Here is a 20341-nt window from a genome sequence, read left to right as displayed (position 1 = left end):
GTCCAACTAGCCCGATTTGAGTACTGGAAACTCTTGAGGGGCATACCCGTCGAAAATCTGATTTTCTTAGATGAATCGGGAGTCAATCTGTCTTTCATCCGCAAATGTGCCCGCGCCTTACCAGGGAAACGAGCTTATGCTCAAAAGCCCAACCGCAAAGGAAAAAATGTCTCGGTAATTGGTGCCATTAGCTTGAAAGGATTGCTCACCCAATGGAGTGGTTTAGGTTCTATCGATGCCTTGACCTTTGATGCCTTCATCGCTCAAAAACTCATACCTCAGCTTTGGCCTGGCGCAGTCGTGCTCATGGATAATTGCTCGATCCATAAAAGTGATGAACTTGAAGCTTTGATCATCGCTGCTGGTGCTCACCTGATTTATCTCCCCCCCTACTCTCCCGATTTTTCACCGATTGAGAATTGTTGGTCTAAGATTAAGAACATTCTCCGTCGCATCGGTGCAAGGACATACCCTGATTTACTCCAGGCATTAGATGCGGCATTTGCAGAAGTGACGATAGAGAATTTACTCGGCTGGTTTACTCACTGCTGCTACTGTACTTCAGAAGACTGATAACCGCTATAGTTTATTAGAACAAATTATTAGACATCTTTTGCTACTGCAATACTGGACAGAGGAATCTCAATATAATTCTGGACATTGGAAAGCAGAAATTAGAGATTTTAGGAATCAATTAAAACGTCAGTTAACAACGAATTTATATCAATTTTTAGAAAAAGAATTAGCATCAATTTATAATGATGCTTTAGGATATGTAATTGATAAAACTGAAGGCAAACTCGATAACTTACCTCAATATTCTACCTATACCTTAGAACAGCTACTAGATATTAATTACTTACCTGAAAGCTTGTAATATAAAAGACGTTGCTAACTTAAATTAGCAACGCCTATTCTTGAGTATTTAATAACTACTCAGCACTCTTACTCTGCCCAAGCAATCAACCTTGGTTCATAAGCATTAGCCAGATTTGGATTTTTTGGCAATACACGCAAAGACAAGCCCTGTAAACCAGAAGCGGTATAAGTAATATTACCCGTGTAAATGCTCAATTGCTGTGAATCCTCACCTTGGTAATCCATAACCACTGTTACAGCGTTGACAATCTCACCATTGGCATCGATCGCACCTTGATATAACTCCACCTGCACATCATCATTGGTCAAGGTTGCTAAGTCAACTTTGGCTTTGACAGCAACAGTTTGGTTAACTTCAATGTCTGAAGCTGCCGATACATCAACATCTTTGATTCTGATGTTGAACCAGTGTTCGCCCAGTTTTTCTTTCCAAGCAGCTAGTTCTTTCGCTGGGGCATAGTTATCAACAGTCAGGGTATGATAGCGATCGCTAGCCGGGAAATAAGCTCTTTGTGCATACTCTCCTACCATCCGCGCTGTGTTAAAGAAAGGACAATTCAACCGAATTGCATCCTTCATTTTGGCAACCCACGGACGGGGCAAGCCATCAGTATCTCGGTGATCGTAAAATAACGGTACAACATCCTTCTCTAACAACTCATAGAGAGCATTTGCTTCTACTTCATCTTGATAGTTAGGATCGTCGTAGTTCTCTCCATGTCCAATCGCCCAACCTGTGCGGACGTAATCAGCTTCATCCCACCAGCCATCTAGTACACTTAAATTCGGCAATCCATTCATTGCCGCTTTCATCCCGCTAGTACCAGAGGCTTCCCGTGGACGACGCGGTGTATTTAACCAGATATCGCAACCCGCAACCATCAACCGGGAGATGTGAATGTCGTAATTGGGAACAAATACTACCTGTTTTTCTAAATGTTGTTCGCGGATAAAGTGATTGATCTCGCGGATGAGTTCTTTACCGGGAATATCCTTGGGATGTGCCTTACCAGCAATCACAAATTGCACTTTCCGGTCTTTGTTAGCTAGCAGAAGCCGCTTAATCCGATCCAGATCGCGCATCCAGAGGGTAGCCCGTTTGTAGGTGGCAAAGCGACGGGCAAAGCCAATGGTGAAAGCGTAAGGATCTAAAACTTCTTGGGCTTGGGTAATTTCGGAAGCAGAAGCGCCGCGATCGGTTAAATGCTTGACCAAATGCTCCCGTACATACAAAATCATATCCAAGCGGCAGCGTTCGTGATTGCGCCACAATTCTTCATCGGGTATAGCGTCCATCCGCTCCCACAATGGGCTATCTGGTGGTGCTGATGACCAGTTTGGCCCGAGGTAGCGATCGTACAATTCTTGAGTCGATTTCGCCACACAACTCCGAGCATGGACACCATTAGTAATTGCTGCGATCGGCACTTCTTCCACTGGTACTTTCTGCCACAAGCCCTGGAACATTTGCCGCGACACTACCCCGTGCAGTTGTGCGACACCGTTAGAAAATGTTGCCATTTTCAAAGCCAGCACCGCCATACTGAAAGGCCCAGATAAATCACCTGTATTCTCGCGCCCCAGTCCTAAAAATTGCTCTTTGGGCAACCCAAATATCTCTGCATAGTACCCCAAGTAGTGCAGCATTTTGTCGGGAGCGAATAAGTCAATCCCTGCTGGTACTGGCGTGTGGGTAGTAAAGATATTACTGGAAGCCACCACCTGTTTAGCTTGGGCATAACTCAGCCCTTCTTCCTGAATCAGCAAGCGGATGCGTTCTAGGGCAGAGAAGGCGGCGTGGCCTTCATTCATGTGGTAAGCGGTGACTTTCAGCCCCAAAGCTTTGAGCATTTGCACACCACCGATCCCCAGCATGATTTCCTGGTGGATACGCATATCGATGTCGCCACCATACAGCTGATCTGTAATGTCGTGGTCGTAAGTGTTGTTGGGTTCAATATTGGTGTCTAGCAGATACAAGGGAACTGTTCCCACCTGTACGCGCCAAACTCTAGCGTATACCTTGCGTCCAGGATAATCTACCGCAATCCGTAGTTCTGAACCATCGGCATTGCGCTCTAGATGCAAGGGCATATTATAAAAATCATTGAGCAAGTAGCGTTCTTGCTGCCAGCCATCAGCATTCAGATACTGGGCAAAGTAGCCTTGCTGATACAGCAAACCTACACCGACAAGCGGTAGCCCCAAGTCACTAGCAGATTTGAGGTGATCCCCCGCCAGAACTCCCAAGCCCCCAGAATAGACGGGTAAACAATCGACAAGTCCAAATTCCGCCGAAAAATAGGCGTAGCATTCTTTTGGTTTTTGCTCCCGTTGTTTTTGATACCAAGTGCGTTCTTGCAAATAATCGTCTAACTGACGGTCAGCTCGATCCATTTGCGCGAGAAAGCCTTCATCTTCGACAACTTCCAAAAGCCGCGATTGAGAGATAGTACCGAGCATCAACACTGGGTTATGATGGCTAGACTCCCACAAGTCAGAGTCTAAGCGACGAAATAAATCTTTGCTCTCAACGTTCCAATCCCAGTGCAAGTTATATGCTAGCCGCCGCAGTGGTTCGAGTCGCGGTGGTAGTGAAGGGGATACGTTAAATGTGCGAATTGGCTGCATAGGTTGGCAAAACTCCAAGTTTAGTTATGGTTATTGTTTACTGTCTTTACCAATGTTGCCAATTCTTTATACTGTAGTTTGTGAAGAAGCGATGACTTTGTTAAGCATTGAGAATTCTTTTTAACATCGTTGCTAAAGTTTACACCAAGGTGTTTCTAATTCTATGCGTTACTCTCAGCCATATACTTGGTATATTAAGATTTAATCATTGAGTGGTATGTATCACTTAAAAAAATCTAGTTTTGAACAAATAATTTATATTTATTTTAGTATTCCTTCCGGGGATCAGTTCTACTGTCTTGGCCGAGGGTGAAATTTCCTCGTAGCTATTTCCACAAAGGTTAAATTTTTAATTATTTTTTAATAAAATTGTGCTGGGAAATAAGCAGCTATGATTCTTAGGTTAAGGATTAGTTTGAGAAGATGTGATACAAAATAACCCATGTAGACATCACTTAAAAAAGGAATGCGTAAAAATAATACCAAGGAGTTAACTAGGGAAAGCGCCGCAAACTACTTGGTATAAATTTTGGATACTAAATCAGGAAAATAACTTCTTAGCGTGTTATCTTATGAACCTAGTGAAGGCTGGTCTTTGGTATTTTTTGTCATTGACAAAGCTACAGCAGCTGCATAAGCAATCTCCGCTGCCATTTGATAAGCAAGTTTGATACTTGATGAAGCGTCCTTGGCTTTAGGAGAAAGAGAAGCTTTTTTTCGGCGCGACTCTTGTTTAACATCACCCGCTACAATAGCTCGCTGTAAAATGATCCAGGCATCTAGGTCTTCTGAGTCATAATTACTTTGAAGTTGCGATCGCAATTGTTCTTCGGCTACAACACTCAGATAGCCGCTATTTAGAGCTTCTTGGACAATTTCTTTAATTAAAGCCATAATTTGAACCAAGTGTGTGAGTTAAAACCGATACCTCAATGTGGTCAATTTGATGTTGTTTTGTGGACTTCTCCTGGAAACTCAGCTAAGTTTTAGCTTTCTTTACAATAAAATTTATAATGAGTAACACCAAGCACGCATCACCCGCTTGGCTCACCCGAATGGGTGATTTACAAATTTTTAGATATAAGTAATAAGGAAGAAGAAAATTTTGAGCTTTTGAACGAAGAGGGTGTCATCAGTATAGTAGATATCATTCTGAGTTTAACGCCCAATTATAAAATTACTTGGACAAGCAAAGGTAGAAATATAGACTAAAAGACAATTAACATCCGTGATCATTTTTAAAATTACCGTCCTTGATGAATTTTATCTAAGTGTATAAAATTATTTAAGAGTAGCGATAGCTTCATAAAAAAAGTTAGCTAATTTACAATATTCTCATCACCAATCAACTTATTTATTAAGAGTGTTCCACTAAAAATAAAATGTGTTATTGTTAAAAGCAACTGTTATTAAAAACGATTCATGTAATTACAAACATGAATTTGCTAGTCTGTAAATCATCTGTGTGCAACATGATTGGAGCAGCATACTCTAGAAATTCGTTGCAAGAAAGCCGTCATAGCAGTCGGGGAAGCGCTTACTTGTTTGCACCGATGGTCAACTTCAATGTGATGGCTGATGTAGGGGATAATCCACCCTAATTGGGTTTTTTGGGGCAATAATACCCAATTAGACCCAACAATAATTACATTGTTATGCTAGGCAGAAATTTTATCTAAATTTTTGAATATAGTCTAGTTAAATGTATTTTTTGTTGCAACATAGCTTGTGGAACTGAGTTGTTTTAAAAGACTAAAACCGCCTGATTAGGAAGTAGCCTCAAGGCAAACAACTCAATCCCTAGTTGCGTAACAAGCTTTGCAAATTTGCCAGATAACCAAAACAGTATCCTATCTAAACCAACCATTTTACCCATCAGATAGTTTCATAGTCTGGGTTTTGACCCTGCAATGCACTAAGATTTTTTGTTAATTGCTCTGGCGAAAAAGAAGCAAAGTTTTTACATGCCTTGACTGGTACAAAAGCTTCTGTGAGATCCAAGGTAGTTGTGCATATTAAGTGGGTAATTCTAACACACATAATTTCAAGAATTGCTCACCTAGTTAAAGCCAGACTGGAGGTTTTCCAAAATTTGGAAAATCATCTAAAAATATGGGTAAATTTCGGTAATACTGCCAACTAAGTTTAATGTATTAAGAAATACAAAGCTTTTTGGTATGGAGGAAGATTAGGATACAGGCAAAAAACTTTCAATACTGTCAACAACAATTAATTGAAGAGATATGTAGCCATGCCTAACGAGCAAGATTTTTCCAAATTGCAGCGTGTGCAAGAACTTGTAGTAACTACTGTGTTAGGGGATCTTCCTACACTTATTTTGGGGCCAAAGTTGCGTAGTTTAGGATATCGGAGTATTTTTGCCCAAATAGGCAGCCCAGTTTATATTCAAAATGGTGTTGAATTTAACGGTGCTTCTTGTATTGAGATAGGCAGTGGAGTCTATATTTTCAAGGGTGTACGCATGGATGCTAGAGGACACAAAAATAATAAAATTCATCTAGGCAATAGAGTAGCTATTGAGCGTAACGTTGATATAGGGTGTTTAGAAGATACGTGTATACATATTGATGAAGACACCTTCATTGCTCCCAACGTGTGTATTGAGGGGCCAGGAGACATTAAAATTGGTAAACACTGCATGATTGCTGCCCACTCCGGGATATATGCCAATAATCATAATTTTGCCGATCCGATGGAGCTAATTAAATACCAAGGTGTTACTCGCAAGGGAATTGTGATTGAAGATGACTGTTGGCTAGGTCATGGAGTAACGGTATTAGATGGCGTTACCATTGGCAAAGGTAGTGTTATTGGTGCGGGAGCAGTTGTCAATAAAGATATTCCTCCTTTCTCCGTTGCTGTAGGTATACCTGCACGAGTAGTCAAAAACCGAATTGGTAAAGACCTAGTAAAAGTTCAAACTGAGAAATAGGGCATGGGGAATTGGGAACGGGGCATGGGGCATGGTAACTATTTCCTATAACCCAATACGGTTTGGTTAAAGGGGAAAGGGTAAAGGGGAAAGGTTTTGAATACATCCCTTACCCAATACCTGCAACCCTATTCCTCAGACCACAAGGAAAGTGAAAAATGCTTATCCGAACCGTATTGTCCCATAACCTTTAATATGTTGCCTTTGGGAAGAAACTTTTGCTGTCAGTTAACGTCACAAACTGGAGTAAGCAGTTTCTGAGTTATTTTTAAGGGCATCTAAAAGTCAGACAACTGACATTTTGCACCATTCTCAATAACTGTAGAGTAGGTACTGCTAGTCCCTAGTCTCTAAGTGCCCAGTCCCATGTCCCCACAGTCCTCTAAAAAAGGGACGAGATTTGGGTAATATAAAGTAGCTATCTTTTCTGCATGGCAGATCCTCAAAGAAAAGCTTTCTTTGTTTTACCCGTTGGAGATATTTCTATGCTGACTTTAAAAATCGCTGTTTATATTGTTGTTGCCTTCTTCGTAACTATCTTCATCTTCGGATTTTTGTCGAACGATCCTGCTCGTAACCCCGGCCGTCGGGACTTAGAGTAAAAGGGCGATAAATCATCCGCGACTTTGGAAGGCGGAAAATACTAAACGCCACAGAAACTTACTAAGCGAAATTTAGTAAGTTTCTTCCTCCAGGTAGCTTGCTGTAGGTAGCAGAAGGCGACAGTCGGAAGGCAGAATGTATGTTTATCCTTCCGTCCGTCATTTGGCTGTTTGTTAGCCCGATTTTGCTCAAATATGCTTCATCCAGTTCTGCCACCCAATCCGCCTCCTATCCTCGAATCTTTACAACCTGTAAATCCCACCTCATCTGCTAGTCATACAAAGTTTCTTTCAGTTGTAGAAACTGGAATGAAGGAAAAGACAGACAAATCCAAGCAGTCTAAGGATTTGCCTGAGTTGTCGATTGCGGGTGACACCAAAAGTAATTCGCCATTGCCAACTCCCATCAACTCAACTCAGGATGACTCAGTAGTTGCCGAAACTTCCTCTGTACCTCATCCACCAGAAACTTTTCCACCAGAGATTTCCCCCATTACCGACTCAGGAAGTGCTGCGCTGGGGCGATCGCTGTTGGTTGGTTATCCAACGCAAGATATTAAAACCTCTAATGGCCATCCGAGCGTCGAAGGCCGCCGCTCAGAGCTTCTCCTAAGAGCGGCGTTACGCAAACGGGAGATGCAAACAGAAGCCACTGCATTGCCAAAAAAAGTTGGAGCGGAACCTTCCCTAAATGCAAAACTTGAACCTTCTCAAAAACTCGGTGAGCAAGGTCTAACGACAAGCCGCTTTGCGTCTACGCTAAATCCCAATTCTATTGGTAGAGAAAAACAAACCTTTTTGGACTCTCTACGATTTAACTATAGGGTTTCTCCAAGTCCCCTTGTCGCCCAATCTCCGCCTTCTATTCCAGTTGTCCCTAGGGTTACAACCAGCAATAAGTTAGTCGAATCCAAGGCGGAAATTTTAGCTAAGAAGTTAGGCCAGCAAAAACAGCTAAGTGACATTACTGCGCCACAGTCTTCACAAAAAGACAATATCTCTCTATCTGCTGCCGATCTTGCACCAAGTTCTCAATCAGTACAAAATTTTATAAAATTCCAGTCTCGTAATCCGACAAAGCAACTCCCAACGCCCATCACTGTAGAATTCAGTTCCCAAGTCCAACAACAAACTCAAGCGCCAACATCTACACCACCAGTAAATACCACCAATCAGCCACAAGCACCAGCTAGCAAACCGCCAGCCAAACCGAGAATTGTAGAAGTCACTTCAGATCGGCAAGAGTATGACGAGCAACGGCGAATTATTACAGCTGTTGGAAATGTAGTTGTGCGATTTGATGGGGCGGTGGTGGATGCCGATCGCTTGCAAGTTAATTTAGACAACTTAATTGCTGCGGGGGAAGGCAACGTAACTTTAACCAGGGGCGATCAGATACTGCGTGGACAACGCTTTACCTATAACTTTGTTCAAGATAATGGAGAACTCTTAAATGGTAGAGGAGAAATTTATGTGCCCTCAGCACAAACAGATTTTGCTTTCTCACCCATAGATGCAACTGCTGGTGGAGTAACAAAACGTCCGCCTAGCGATCGCATTAGAGCTAATCAGCCCCTTTCTGGTGTAAGCAGCCCTGGAGGAATTGATTTTACAGTCGGGGGTCAAACTGATGCTAGCAACCTCTCACGCCCGAAAACAGGAGGTGTAGTCAATCGGCTCAGATTTGAAGCTGAACACATTGACTTCTATCCGCAAGGCTGGCAAGCAAGGGATGTCCGTATCACCAATGATCCTTTTTCGCCTCCAGAACTAGAGTTACGTGCAGATACAGTAACTCTGACACGAGAAACACCCTTGGTAGACCGCATTAGAACACAGCGACAGCGTTTGGTATTGGATCAAAGAATCTCCTTACCAATTCCGGTGAATCAGCAGACGATTGACCGCCGGGAGCGGGACGTTACACCTGCAATAGTTTCTCCCGGCTATGATGGAGATAAGCGGGGTGGTTTGTATATTGAGCGTGGCTTTCCAGTGATCGATACAGAGAAGACAAGCTGGACAATCACGCCTCAGTTACTAGTACAGAGAGGTGTGCAAGAAGGTATAGGTAACTTAGGCTCATTGTTTGCTGTCAAGACAAAGGTAAATTCTGTTTTGAGTCCACGAGCAGTAATTGAAGGAACTGGGGAGTTAACCAGTTTTGACTTTGACAAGGTGGAAGATAATTTGCGGATAAATTTGGGATTGCGTCAGGTAATAGGCACTTCCCTTCCCCATCTCTTGAATGTGCAATATAATTACCGCGATCGCCTCTACAACGGTACTCTCGGCTTTCAAACTGTCCAGAGCAGTTTTGGGGGCATTATTACCTCTCCTGTGATTCCTTTAGGAAAAAGTGGCATCAACCTCACCTATCAGGGAAGCGCTCAGTATATCGATGCCAATACCGATCGCCAAGATTTACTAGAACCCATACGGGAAAACGATCGCATTTCACTAGGTCGTTTCCAAGCTAGTGCTGACCTCAGTACTGGGGTGTTACTGTGGCAGGGAAAACCATTACCGCCCACTGCCACTGAGGGATTACGATACACGGCTAACCCTGTAGTTCCTTACTTGCAAGCGATCGGTGGGCTTACTGGCACTACGAGTTATTACAGCAATGGTGATAACCAAAGCACCCTAACTGCGAGAATTGGTTTACAAGGACAAGTTGGTCATTTTTCTCGCCCTTTTTTCGACTATACCGCCTTTAATATTAGTTTCTCTCAAGGCTTAAATAACGGATTATCACCCTTTTTGTTCGATCGCTCCGTTGATAACAAAGTTTTGACTGCTGGGATATCACAGCAAATCTACGGCCCTTTTCGCTTAGGCTTTCAAACATCTGTTAACTTGGATACTGGTAGAGAAACCAGTACTGATTATATTTTAGAATATAGCCGTCGCACCTATGGCATCACCTTGCGTTACAATCCAGTCTTGGAATTAGGCGGCTTTAGCATCCGAATTAGTGATTTTAACTGGGGTGGCGGCACTGATCCATTTTCTGAAGTTAAGCCAGTAGTAAATGGTGTGCAACAGAGTTATTAATAAGAAGGATTCAGAATTCTGAATTCAGAATTCTGAATAACCATCATCAAGTTGTTAAAATTTATGTTTGTGGAAGAATAAATCCGTATCGGGTTGAAAGTGCAGCCTCACATAGAATCGGTATGAGGAATCGCACAGGTTGATGCACCACCAGGTATTCTCAGGTTGGCATAGTCGCCACTTAATTGAACACGTGAAGGTGGTTGGTGTAGGACTGCACAGCATCTTTGAACTGCGGCTTGATATTCTCGCCATTGTTTACGGATGGCAATACTGGCGGCATCGTTACCTAAGTCTGAAAATCTTAGCCCAGCGCGAATTAGCCAAGATTCTACATCAGTTGTTTCACCCAGTATTTCTGGAATGGCATTAATGTTTTCCATGAGTAATATCTTTTATGCATATTTAAAATTGGCCATTTAACTTTAAGAAAAACTATTGATAATAGCCAATATAATTGGTTATCAAAATCATAAATAAAAATGATTAAAAATATGTCATATCTGAGTATGGATGCTCAGATATGACAGAATAAATTCTATTACGGCTGGTAAACATCATTCCTTTAGCTTGTGAATAGGCTGTCTCCTAGCTCGTAATCACTAGAAGCGATAGCCTAATCCAGCTTGGAAGCTGACAGCATCAGCATCACTGTTTCTGTAGGCATCAATGCCCCATTTAGTATCGCCATAAGCAATGACATTATTGCTAACTTCTGATTCAATACCAAGGGTGACTACAGGTGCATTCTGATTGCCCAATGGGGTTTTTTGACCTTCGTCAGTTACAAAAGAATAACCACCACCGAAGTAAACGTTAGTGTTTCTGGCGATCGCCGCATCGTAAGTCACGATGGGCATAATTGCAGCAGCATCACCGCCATACAGCACAGAACCCCGCAGTGAAACAGGTGCATTGGGAACGGCGTAACGTCCTTGAATATTACCGCCAATTTGTGCTTCATCGTTTCCTTGTCCGCCACTGGTTGCGCCAACTGCAACACCAGCACCAATATAATTACCGTTTGTACCGGCTGTTTGAGCAGAAGCAATTCCTGCGGAGAGGACAATGGAAGCAACAGCAAGGAAAGAGGCAGCTAATTTTGTAAGTTTCATAGAATTCTTCTCACTAGAGTTAGGTAAAATCAATGTTCTCTAGTACTAGAATCTCTTTTTTTACAAAATGTAACCTCGCACACCTGGTTCACCCTAATGGCTGAATTATTTCTCACCCACTTGGGTGTACTAACTGAAATATTTAATTGAAGAATTCAGGAGTCAGAATTCAGAATTCAGAATTTAGGAGTCATAATTTAGGAGTCAGAACAAGAAAGTGGAAGATTCAGATCCACCACCCTCTTGTCTTTACGTTGCGCTATCCGCTTTCTCTGACTCCAAGTTCATGCTGTTAGCGGATAGCTAAGGTTTAGCCTATTCTGACTCCTGACTCCTGAATTCTATTTAAATAACAGTTATTTTTTCAAAAAGCGTTGACGTAGGCGAGATATAAAACTATTCACCTCTGGTATTCTCATCCAGGAAGCGATCGCAGTAAACACCGCAATCCCCACAAAGCCAGATACACACAATTGCAATACCAGAATCAGTAAACCCGTTTTACCTAGTAATTGCTGAGAAGCAACCAATGTCCCATAGCTTGCTACCCCAGCTACCACGCTACCAGCAGCCAAACCCAAAATCGGCAAACCCCACTCACGCCAAGGTAAACCATTGAGTTTGCGATCGAGCAACCACAACAGCATTAACATTGAGCTACAATTTACACCCACTGTTGCTAACACCAAACCGGGAGCGCCAAAAGGTTTAACGAAAAACCAATCTAATAAGATATTGAGCAAGATGTTAAAAATACTAATGCGAAATGGTGTCTGTCCATCGCCTAAAGCGTAGAACACCCGCACCAAAACATCACGTCCCAAATAGACAAACATCCCAATTCCATAAGCAACTAGCAAGGATGAAACTAGCTTTGTGGCTTCTGGTTTGAAAGCACCGCGTTCATATACCACCTGCACAATAGGTACAGATAATGCCACCATCAGCGCCCCTAGCGGTAGCATGGTGAAGGCAGTAAGTAACAGTCCTTGGCGAATGCGTAATTTTAAATCTGGCCAATTTTCGGGGCCGGCAAGTTTAGCAAATATCGGTAACAGGGGCAGTAAAATGATATTAGAAATAATCCCTAACGGAGTTTGAACTAATAGATTCGCATAGTTAAATCCTGCCGCCGCACCAGGGATAGGACTAGCAAAATAAAGGTCAGTGGCAACATTAATTGGCATCATTCCAGAGGAAACTGTTGCCGGAGTCATGATTCTAATGACTTCTTGAACGCCTGGGGATTTAAAATCAAACCGCAGGCGTAATGTACCTAACCCTAACCGCCACTGGACAATTAGCTGCACTAACCACTGGAGAATGGCTCCTGCCAAAGTTCCCCAAGCTAAAACCATTCCACCAATTAAAGCGTACTCCGGCTTAATAATATCCTTGCCCAGTTGCATCGCCAGGATACCAAGACCGGCAACAACGGTAATACTTGATAATAAGGGACTAATTGAGAGCAACCAATATTGATTGGCTGCATTCAGAGTACCGAAGCCGATGCCAATTAAACCAGCAAATAAAGCCATTGGTGCCATAATGCGGAGTTGTTGAATGGCGATCGCTCTGGTTGTCTCTTCCAAACCATGACCGACTAGATCAACGATCGCATCCGCAAATAAAACTTGAGCCACTGTCACCAGCAACAGTACTCCAGCCACCAGTGTTGTCACGGTTTCCACTAAAGGAGCCGCTTCTTCTCGCCGTCGTTTGGCTAAAACGCTGACAACTGCACTGTGTAATGGCCCATTTACGCCACCAAGTAAGATCAATAGAAAGCCAGGAATAATATAGGCGTAGCTATAGGCGGTAGCAGCAGCACCAACACCAAAAGCCGCAGCGATCGCTTGCTGCCGCACTAAACCGAAGACTTTACTAATTAATGTGGCTGCGGCAACAATGCCAGCAATTCCAGCGAAAGAACGAGAGGGTTTTTGGTCTTGTTGTGTCACGAATAATACCCGACAACTCTTACAGAGTGCATAGTTTAAAACATTTAACCTGAAATTCCGCAGTCTGTCAGGTAAATTTTGGCAAATCAGTCATTAGTTTATAGTCATTTTAAGTGCGATGCCTGCGGGGGGCAGAGCGAAATTAATCGAATTAGTTCTTAGTAAGGGCTAGAGCCACTGACTACAAACCTTGAATTATTCATGTCTTTTGTTGTATACAAGCCAAAATTATTTTTTAACCCATTACGAGGATAGATCGAGAAAGGGGAACTATAACAATAGCCAGCTTCTGGGAAATAGTTGAAAACTGTAAAAATTTGCAGTTTGTCATATTTTGGACTCATGAAGTTTGGTATTAGGAACCCTTGTATAAACAAAATCCAGAGCAATGGAACCCAATTCAAATTTCACAGAAAATCAACTTCTATTGTCAAGCGCTCAACTTCAAGAGCAACTAGATCAACAAAAGGCTCTGGCGAGTGTAATTGTGCGAATTCGGGAGTCTCTTGACTTAGAAACGATTTTTCAAACTACCGCTACAGAAGTGCGTCTACTGCTAAATGCTGACCGTGTAGCAGTCTTCCAGTTTGACCTAGAAAAAGACTGGGAAGGAGAATTTGTTTCTGAAGATGTTGCGCCTGGTTGGAATTCGGCGTTAGAAGTAAAAGTTTACGACCATTGCTTTGGAGAACAATTTGCTTCCAGTTATCAACAAGGTCGAGTCCAAGCAGTAGCCGATATTTACAATGCCGGACTGAGTGATTGTCATGCCGCAATTTTGAGTAAATTTCAGGTCAAGGCCAATCTTGTTGTCCCTTTATCGCGCCAGAAAGAACTGTGGGGATTACTTTGCATTCATCAGTGCAGTGAGGCTCGTAACTGGAAAGAATCGGAAATTGAATTTATTTGTCAAATTGCTGACCATCTGACGGTTGCGATTCAACAAGCAAAGCATCTTCACGAAGTGCAATTACAAGCTGCAAAATTGGCTCAAGCGGCTCAACGCGACCAAGTAATTGCTCAGATTGTCGATAAAATTCGCTCACCCCTTGATATTGAAACCATCTTTAAAACCACGACTCAAGAAATACGCAAGCTGTTGCAAGCTGACCGAGTTGCCATCTTTAGCTTTAATGCCGATTGGAGTGGTAACTTTGTTGCTGAATCATTTGCTGAAGGATGGACTCCCTTAGTTGGCGTTCAGCCAACAATTTTTGATACTTATTTACAACAGACACAAGGCGGACGTTATGTTGACAACGAGACATTTACAGTCAATGACATTTACCAAGCTGGATTAACAGACTGTCATGTAACCCTGTTGGAGCAATTTCAGGCAAAAGCTTTTGCAACTGCCCCTATTCTCCAAGGAGACAAACTTTGGGGAGTCATTGCTGCTTACCAAAATGTCTCACCTAGACAGTGGCAATCTTATGAAGTCGAATCACTGACCAAAATCGGCACACAAATTGGTGTGGCACTGCGACACTATAAGTTGCTGGAACACGCTCAGTACCAAGCAGAGCAACAAAAGACATTAACTAGTGTGATTACTCGAATTCGAGAGTCCCTAGATTTAGATACAATCTTCCAAACAACTGTCACCGAGGCACGGAAAATGCTGCAAGCAGACCGAGTGGCAGTCTTTCGGTTTGACCCACAAAAAGATTGGGAAGGAGAATTTATTTCTGAGGATGTTGTACCTGAGTGTAACTCGGTAATAGCAGAAAAAGTTTATGATTATTGCTTCGGCGAAAATTTTGTACCCCTTTATACACAGGGTCGAGTAAATGCGATCGCTGATATTTATCAAGCAAAGTTTCCAGGTTGCTACGTCCAAATCCTAGAAAAATTTCAGGTGCGGGCAAATATGGTTGCACCTCTATTGAAAAAAGGTGAACTTTGGGGATTGCTGTGTATTCATCAATGCACCGCTTCTCGTTACTGGCAATCCTCTGAAATTGAATTTGCCAGTCAAATAGCCGAGCAATTGGGAGTCGCATTAAAACAGGATTCTTATTTAAAGCAAGTTCAAATGCAGGTTGTCCAGTTAGCAGAAGCCACTGAACGCGAGAAAGCAATGGAAAGACAAGAATTGCTGGCTGCAACCATTGATAAAATCCGCCAGTCACTTGATATTAAAACTATTTTTAGAACCACTACTCAAGCAGTGCGAGAATTGCTCGAAGTCGAGCGAGTTGCAATCTACCGCTTCAACGCAGATTGGAGCGGTAAATTTGTGGCAGATTCCTTTAAAGATGGTTGGAAACCTGTTGCACAAGCCCAACCAATGATTCTAAAAACCTTTGAGGGTACAGACGATGATAATGAACTGCCGCGCAACGAAACTTTTGTTCCCATTCGACAAGGCGAAAAATTATGGGGATTATTGGTTGCTTATCAAAATTCGCAACCGCGCTATTGGAAAGAGGAAGAAATAAATTTACTAGCTCAAGTAGCTGTGCAATTTGGAATTGCAATTCAGCAAGCGGAATTACTCGAACAAACCAAACGTCAAACCTCAGAACTGACTCAAGCCCTGCAAGAATTAAAACAAACTCAGACTAGGTTAATTCAGGGTGAAAAAATGGCAGGTTTAGGACAACTACTTGCGGGAGTCGCTCATGAAATCAACAATCCTGTGAGTTTTATTTTTGGAAATCTTATACATTTAAATGAATATATTCAAGAACTACTGAATACAGTGAAAATTTATCGTCAAAACTCCTCTCTACCGCCAACTGTTCAAGAAAAAATTGACAAGAATGATTTGGATTTTATCATCGAAGATTTACCCAAAACTCTTGATTCAATGAAAATCGGAACAGAGCGAATTCATGATATTGTACTATCACTGCGAAACTTCTCTCGTACAGATGAAGCTGAATTGAAGGCAGTAGATATTCATGAGGGATTAGATAGTACTTTGCTGATTTTAGGGCATCGGCTCAAAAACAATAATGAACGCCCAGCTATTGAGATTGTTAAAGAATATGCTACTTTACCTTTGCTCGAATGCTATCCCTCACAATTAAATCAAGTGTTTATGAATCTGTTGAGTAACAGTATTGATGCATTAGAGGAAAAGTTTAAAGCTATACAGCAAAGGTATTTGAAGCTATCTCAAAAGTGTCCGATAATACCTTTGACTATCTGGATTAGTACGCAAACCATTAATAACCAGATTGTAATTAGAATAGCTGATAATGGTCTGGGAATTCCAGAAGAAGTGCGATCGCATATATTTGATCCCTTCTTCACTACTAAAGCACCAGGTAAAGGTACTGGGTTAGGATTGTCTATCAGCTATCAAATAGTAGTTGAAAAACATCATGGTCAAATTAAATGTTCTTCTAAGCCGGGAGAAGGAACAGAGTTTTTGATTGAAATTCCTAGCAGTAATTAGAGGCGACTGGTTTTTGACAATTCTTCAGTCAATCGGTAAAATATCTTTTTTTTATGCTCAACGCTGAGATTCTTTACTTACAACCCAAACTATCTCGCGTTGACATACCCGTAACCGGATTTACCCCATCAGCTCTTTCACACATTAGCGACACTTGATAACGGTCAATCAAAGCGTCGGTAAAATCAGCACCTGTAATTTCGGCATCGAAAAAACGGCTGCGGGTCAAAGTTGCTTCTGTAAAAATGGCATTTTTTAGGTTAGCACCATCCATAGTGACGCGATCGACTAAAGCGCCGCTCAAGTTCGCGCCTTCCAAATTTGCTTTTAACAAAACTCCTTTAGTGAGAATTGCGTTGGTTAAATTCGCTCCTTGGAAATTTGTCCCCCGCATTTCTGCTGCTACAAAAGTCACACCTGCCAAATCAGCATTAGAAAAGTCACGATTTTCTAAATTTATATTGTTGTAGTTAATTGTGTTGAGTTGAGCAAAAGCCGGTTTGGGATTAAGTATTATCCAGCAAAATGCTAGTATCAAAATTACAATCCAACCCAAAAAGCGTAGTAAAATCTTTTTCATAACTTTATTATTTGTCCTTTGTCCTTTGTCATTAGTCCTTTGTCATTTAACTAATGACTAATGACTAATGACTAATGACCAATGACTATTTCCAATCTTTACCAATCCGAATTGTGAGGTCAGATTCTAAATCACCAATCGCTGACACCTCAATTTGACCCAAGCCTAAGACTTTTTGCAAATCAACACCAACTCGCCGATTGCCTTTTTGGACAATAATCTGAGTTTGACGTTGGGTATCTGGCCAATCAGGTACTTTGTAAATATTAGTAAAGCCTTTCTGTTTCAGATAAGCAATAACTTTTTCAGTTAGCTGAGGTTGATTGGAGGCATTTTGAATAGCAATTTTGAGGTTAGGAACCTGACGCATATCTGGCTTTAGACCAGGTACATTTACCCCAACATAATCATTCAACAGGCTCTGTTGTCCAGTCATATTTAGCCAATAGCTATCAGGATCTTTGCTAAAGCGGCTAAATGTACCAGGCAGCACCGTCATTTGGAAATTATCTCGATCTAGATTGAGGCCAAAGTTGACCAACGCCATCATTTCTTCCATCTTCAGGTTGGTATCAAAGTATTTTCGCATTAAGCGAGTTAATTGAGGCAACCTCGGTAAGATGGTAGGACTATTTAAGCGTTGCAGCAATGCTGCTGTTAGTGCTTGCTGACGTTGCACTCTTGGCAAATCTCCCAAACCTGGTTCGCGGAACCGCACAAACTGTTCTGCTTGTTCGCCGTTGAGGGTTTGCCAGCCACTGACTAAATTAATCGACAGGCGACTGCTGGAGTCTTTATATGTCATTGATTCGGGAACAAAGACCTCTACCCCACCTAACTGATCGACTAACTGCCGTAAGCCACTAGTAGAAATACGGATGTAGCGATCGATTGGGGCGTTGTTTAAGGTACGGCTAACTACCCGTGCTGCCAAGACTGGGCCGCCTTTAGCATTGGCATCAGATACCTTGGTTAATCCCTTTTCTCCCTTTTCGGGGATGGCAATCATTGTATCTTTGGGAATGGAAAGCACCCTTACAGATTTTTCACCAGGGTTAAGCCGTACTAACAGCATGGAGTCGCTTTTGCCAGCAAAGCTTTCTGGTGAACCATCAACAGTACCGTTAACTGGTTCAATCCCCATAATTAAGATATTCATGGGTCGTGAAAGCTGATACTGGGAAAGTTTGCTCCACAACTCCCCTGGTAGCGGTATTTTTAACTCGTCTTTAATATTGGTTCCTAAATCTTCATCTGTTCGATCGAGATTGCTCCACAAAGGAGTCCACAGCGCTAACGTCGAGACTAGCAGCCCAGATAAGATGATGCCGATGACAACCGTCATGATCCACAACAACCAACGAGGCATGGTTAAGCCCAGTCTCTCGTAAAGCTGATTGGGAATCGCGCCCACAGATTCGACGACGCTACGATTCGGATTGGCTGGCTGGTTTAGTTCGACATCCTCCTCCTCTGAGTCGGCTACTGGTGCAGTCGTTACCTGATTTTCCGTGCGTTGAATTTGCTGCGATCGCACCTCAGTTTCAAATTCTATTACTTGCTGAGATGTAACCGGATTTTCCGACCATTCGACTTGTTTTATCACAATTATCTCCCCACTCAACCACTCCCTAAAAGTATGTTAATCCAAGCTACAGATATTGCCAGTGGAAAGGCTCACTGTAAACTTATAATGTTCTTCGGTAGGCGTGTATGACAACATGAATACTTTATTGTTCCCCGTAATCCTTGCTGGTGGTAAAGGTGAACGTTTTTGGCCCCTGAGTCGCCAAGACCGACCCAAGCAATTTTTAAGTCTTGATGGTAGCTCTAGAAGTTTATTACAAGCAACCGCCGATCGATTGATAAAACTAGGTGGCGGGTGGGATTCCTTGTGGGTCGTAACTTCTAGTCAGATAGCTGAAGGGGTACGACAACAATTACCTGATCTACCAGTTGAAAACTTACTGATTGAGTCGGAAGGCAGAGACACAGCCGCAGCCGTTGCTTGGACAAGTTTAGAAATCAAACAGCGCTATGGAGAAGACGCTGTTATTGGCTTTTTCCCTGCTGACCACTGGATTGCTAACGAAGAAGCGTTTGCACACACATTAAGCGCGGCTACGCAACTGGCAGCAAGCACAGCAGCGATCGTTACACTGGGGATCAAGCCTACTTTTCCATCAACCGGTTACGGCTACATCGAACAAGGTGAAAAGATAGGTAGCTTTAATGAGTTGCCAGCTTATCACGTCAACCGCTTTACTGAAAAGCCCAACCGCGAAACGGCAGAGACTTTTTTATCTACAGGACGTTTTAGCTGGAATAGTGGAATGTTCGTTTTTCGGGCAGGGGTTGTTCTCAAGGAACTACATACCCATGCTCCAGAAATTATCGAACCTTTAGAACAACAGGGTCCTGATATCTATCCCCAGTTGCCTAAGAAGAGTATAGACTATGCCCTAATGGAAAAGACAACTTTAGCATACGTTTTGCCAGTTGATTTTGGTTGGGATGATTTAGGAGATTGGAATGCGATCGAGCGGTTACTCAAAACAGAAGAGAATCCCAATGTAGAACTCGCTACCCACGTAGGGCTAGATACGCAGGGGGCGATTATTTATGCCTCAAATCCAGAGGATGTAGTTGTTACAATTGGTTTAGAGGACGTGGTGATTGTGCGCGATCGCAATGTCACCCTCGTTGTTAAAAAAGAACGTACCCAGGAAATTAAGCAGATCCTTAAAATTCTCCAAAGCGATTCTCGATTTACTGACCTGCTGTAAAAGAAAGTTAGAACCCTTGGCAGAGGCTAAAAAGTCTGTTTTCCTATTATAACTTGACTGTCTGTTATTTTATCTGACAGTTATGAACATTATTAGCTTTGAGCCTCTCGCCAAGACAATGGCAATCGAGTCTATTACAGCCTATCAAAAATATATTTCTCCTTCCAAAGGATTTAGTTGTTCCCATCGCTTATTACACGGTGGGGATTCCTGCTCTAATTACGTCAAACGAATGCTGAGTGAACAGAAATTTCACGAAGCCGTACAATCATCCATAAAAAGATTCCAAGACTGTGGCGCAGCTAGCAAAACTTTAAAAGCTAAAGCCAACTTCCGTTGTATTGTCATCCCCTGTTGTTTACCTCTTTAAC

16 protein-coding genes are annotated in these 20341 nt (G+C 42.4%); 9 read left to right on the top strand and 7 right to left on the bottom strand.

From position 1 onward, the window contains the following. The first annotated feature begins 33 nt into the window (after nt 1–33). Nucleotides 34–573, top strand: coding sequence for an IS630 family transposase (locus tag FD724_RS40870; protein ID WP_256874344.1), 540 nt, complete (start codon nt 34–36; stop codon nt 571–573). Nucleotides 574–613: 40 nt separating this feature from the next. Continuing rightward, nucleotides 614–877 (top strand): DUF29 family protein, encoded by a 264-nt coding sequence (locus tag FD724_RS14265; RefSeq protein ID WP_256874559.1) that lies wholly within the window; start codon nt 614–616, stop codon nt 875–877. A gap of 68 nt (nt 878–945) precedes the next feature. Here FD724_RS14265 and glgP read toward each other — a convergent pair whose 3' ends face one another. Further along, nucleotides 946–3510: an alpha-glucan family phosphorylase gene (gene glgP, locus FD724_RS14260; RefSeq protein WP_179073072.1), complete on the bottom strand. Its 2565-nt coding sequence runs from the start codon at nt 3508–3510 to the stop codon at nt 946–948. A gap of 570 nt (nt 3511–4080) precedes the next feature. After that, nucleotides 4081–4404, bottom strand: a complete 324-nt coding sequence (locus tag FD724_RS14255; protein WP_114083509.1) for a hypothetical protein — start codon at nt 4402–4404, stop codon at nt 4081–4083. Nucleotides 4405–4946: 542 nt separating this feature from the next. On the opposite strand from FD724_RS14255, the gene FD724_RS14250 reads away from it, so the two are divergent. The 4 genes from FD724_RS14250 (at nt 4947) to FD724_RS14235 (ending at nt 10122) form a co-directional block, all read left to right on the top strand. After that, a complete protein-coding gene (locus FD724_RS14250; RefSeq protein WP_159402498.1) occupies nt 4947–5111 on the top strand; it encodes a hypothetical protein in 165 nt (54 codons plus the stop codon). Nucleotides 5112–5761: 650 nt separating this feature from the next. Further along, nucleotides 5762–6463 carry a DapH/DapD/GlmU-related protein gene (locus tag FD724_RS14245; RefSeq protein ID WP_179073071.1) on the top strand — a complete coding sequence of 234 codons (702 nt, stop codon included), beginning with the start codon at nt 5762–5764 and terminating at the stop codon, nt 6461–6463. 485 nt (nt 6464–6948) lie between these two features. Beyond that, nucleotides 6949–7065, top strand: a complete 117-nt coding sequence (locus FD724_RS14240; RefSeq protein WP_041566417.1) for a photosystem II reaction center protein I — start codon at nt 6949–6951, stop codon at nt 7063–7065. Between the two features lie 195 nt (nt 7066–7260). Further along, nucleotides 7261–10122, top strand: coding sequence for a DUF3769 domain-containing protein (locus FD724_RS14235; protein WP_179073070.1), 2862 nt, complete (start codon nt 7261–7263; stop codon nt 10120–10122). A gap of 107 nt (nt 10123–10229) precedes the next feature. Here FD724_RS14235 and FD724_RS14230 read toward each other — a convergent pair whose 3' ends face one another. From FD724_RS14230 to murJ, 3 genes are all read right to left on the bottom strand, one after another. Then, complete coding sequence (locus FD724_RS14230; RefSeq protein WP_179073069.1) at nt 10230–10505, bottom strand: hypothetical protein; 276 nt, start codon at nt 10503–10505, stop codon at nt 10230–10232. 219 nt (nt 10506–10724) lie between these two features. Next, nucleotides 10725–11237 carry a hypothetical protein gene (locus FD724_RS14225; RefSeq protein ID WP_179073068.1) on the bottom strand — a complete coding sequence of 171 codons (513 nt, stop codon included), beginning with the start codon at nt 11235–11237 and terminating at the stop codon, nt 10725–10727. Nucleotides 11238–11593: 356 nt separating this feature from the next. Continuing rightward, a complete protein-coding gene (murJ, locus tag FD724_RS14220; RefSeq protein WP_179073067.1) occupies nt 11594–13198 on the bottom strand; it encodes a murein biosynthesis integral membrane protein MurJ in 1605 nt (534 codons plus the stop codon). A gap of 388 nt (nt 13199–13586) precedes the next feature. On the opposite strand from murJ, the gene FD724_RS14215 reads away from it, so the two are divergent. Then, nucleotides 13587–16604 (top strand): GAF domain-containing protein, encoded by a 3018-nt coding sequence (locus tag FD724_RS14215; protein ID WP_179073066.1) that lies wholly within the window; start codon nt 13587–13589, stop codon nt 16602–16604. A 73-nt stretch (nt 16605–16677) separates the two neighbouring features. On the opposite strand, the gene FD724_RS14210 is transcribed toward FD724_RS14215, so the two are convergent. After that, a complete protein-coding gene (locus tag FD724_RS14210; RefSeq protein ID WP_179073065.1) occupies nt 16678–17184 on the bottom strand; it encodes a pentapeptide repeat-containing protein in 507 nt (168 codons plus the stop codon). Between the two features lie 85 nt (nt 17185–17269). Then, nucleotides 17270–18790 carry an LCP family protein gene (locus tag FD724_RS14205; protein ID WP_179073064.1) on the bottom strand — a complete coding sequence of 507 codons (1521 nt, stop codon included), beginning with the start codon at nt 18788–18790 and terminating at the stop codon, nt 17270–17272. Between the two features lie 115 nt (nt 18791–18905). Between FD724_RS14205 and FD724_RS14200 the strand changes: the two genes are divergently transcribed. Together FD724_RS14200 and yidD are read left to right on the top strand one after the other, a co-directional pair. Further along, nucleotides 18906–19970: a mannose-1-phosphate guanylyltransferase gene (locus tag FD724_RS14200; protein ID WP_179073063.1), complete on the top strand. Its 1065-nt coding sequence runs from the start codon at nt 18906–18908 to the stop codon at nt 19968–19970. Between the two features lie 82 nt (nt 19971–20052). Further along, nucleotides 20053–20340, top strand: coding sequence for a membrane protein insertion efficiency factor YidD (yidD, locus tag FD724_RS14195; protein ID WP_179073062.1), 288 nt, complete (start codon nt 20053–20055; stop codon nt 20338–20340). Nucleotide 20341 lies beyond the last annotated feature (1 nt).

This window comes from Nostoc sp. C057, from assembly GCF_013393925.1.
GTDB lineage: Bacteria > Cyanobacteriota > Cyanobacteriia > Cyanobacteriales > Nostocaceae > Nostoc > Nostoc muscorum_A.
Note: the sequence above shows the minus strand (reverse complement) of the source record. Positions and strands in the feature narration are given on the sequence as shown.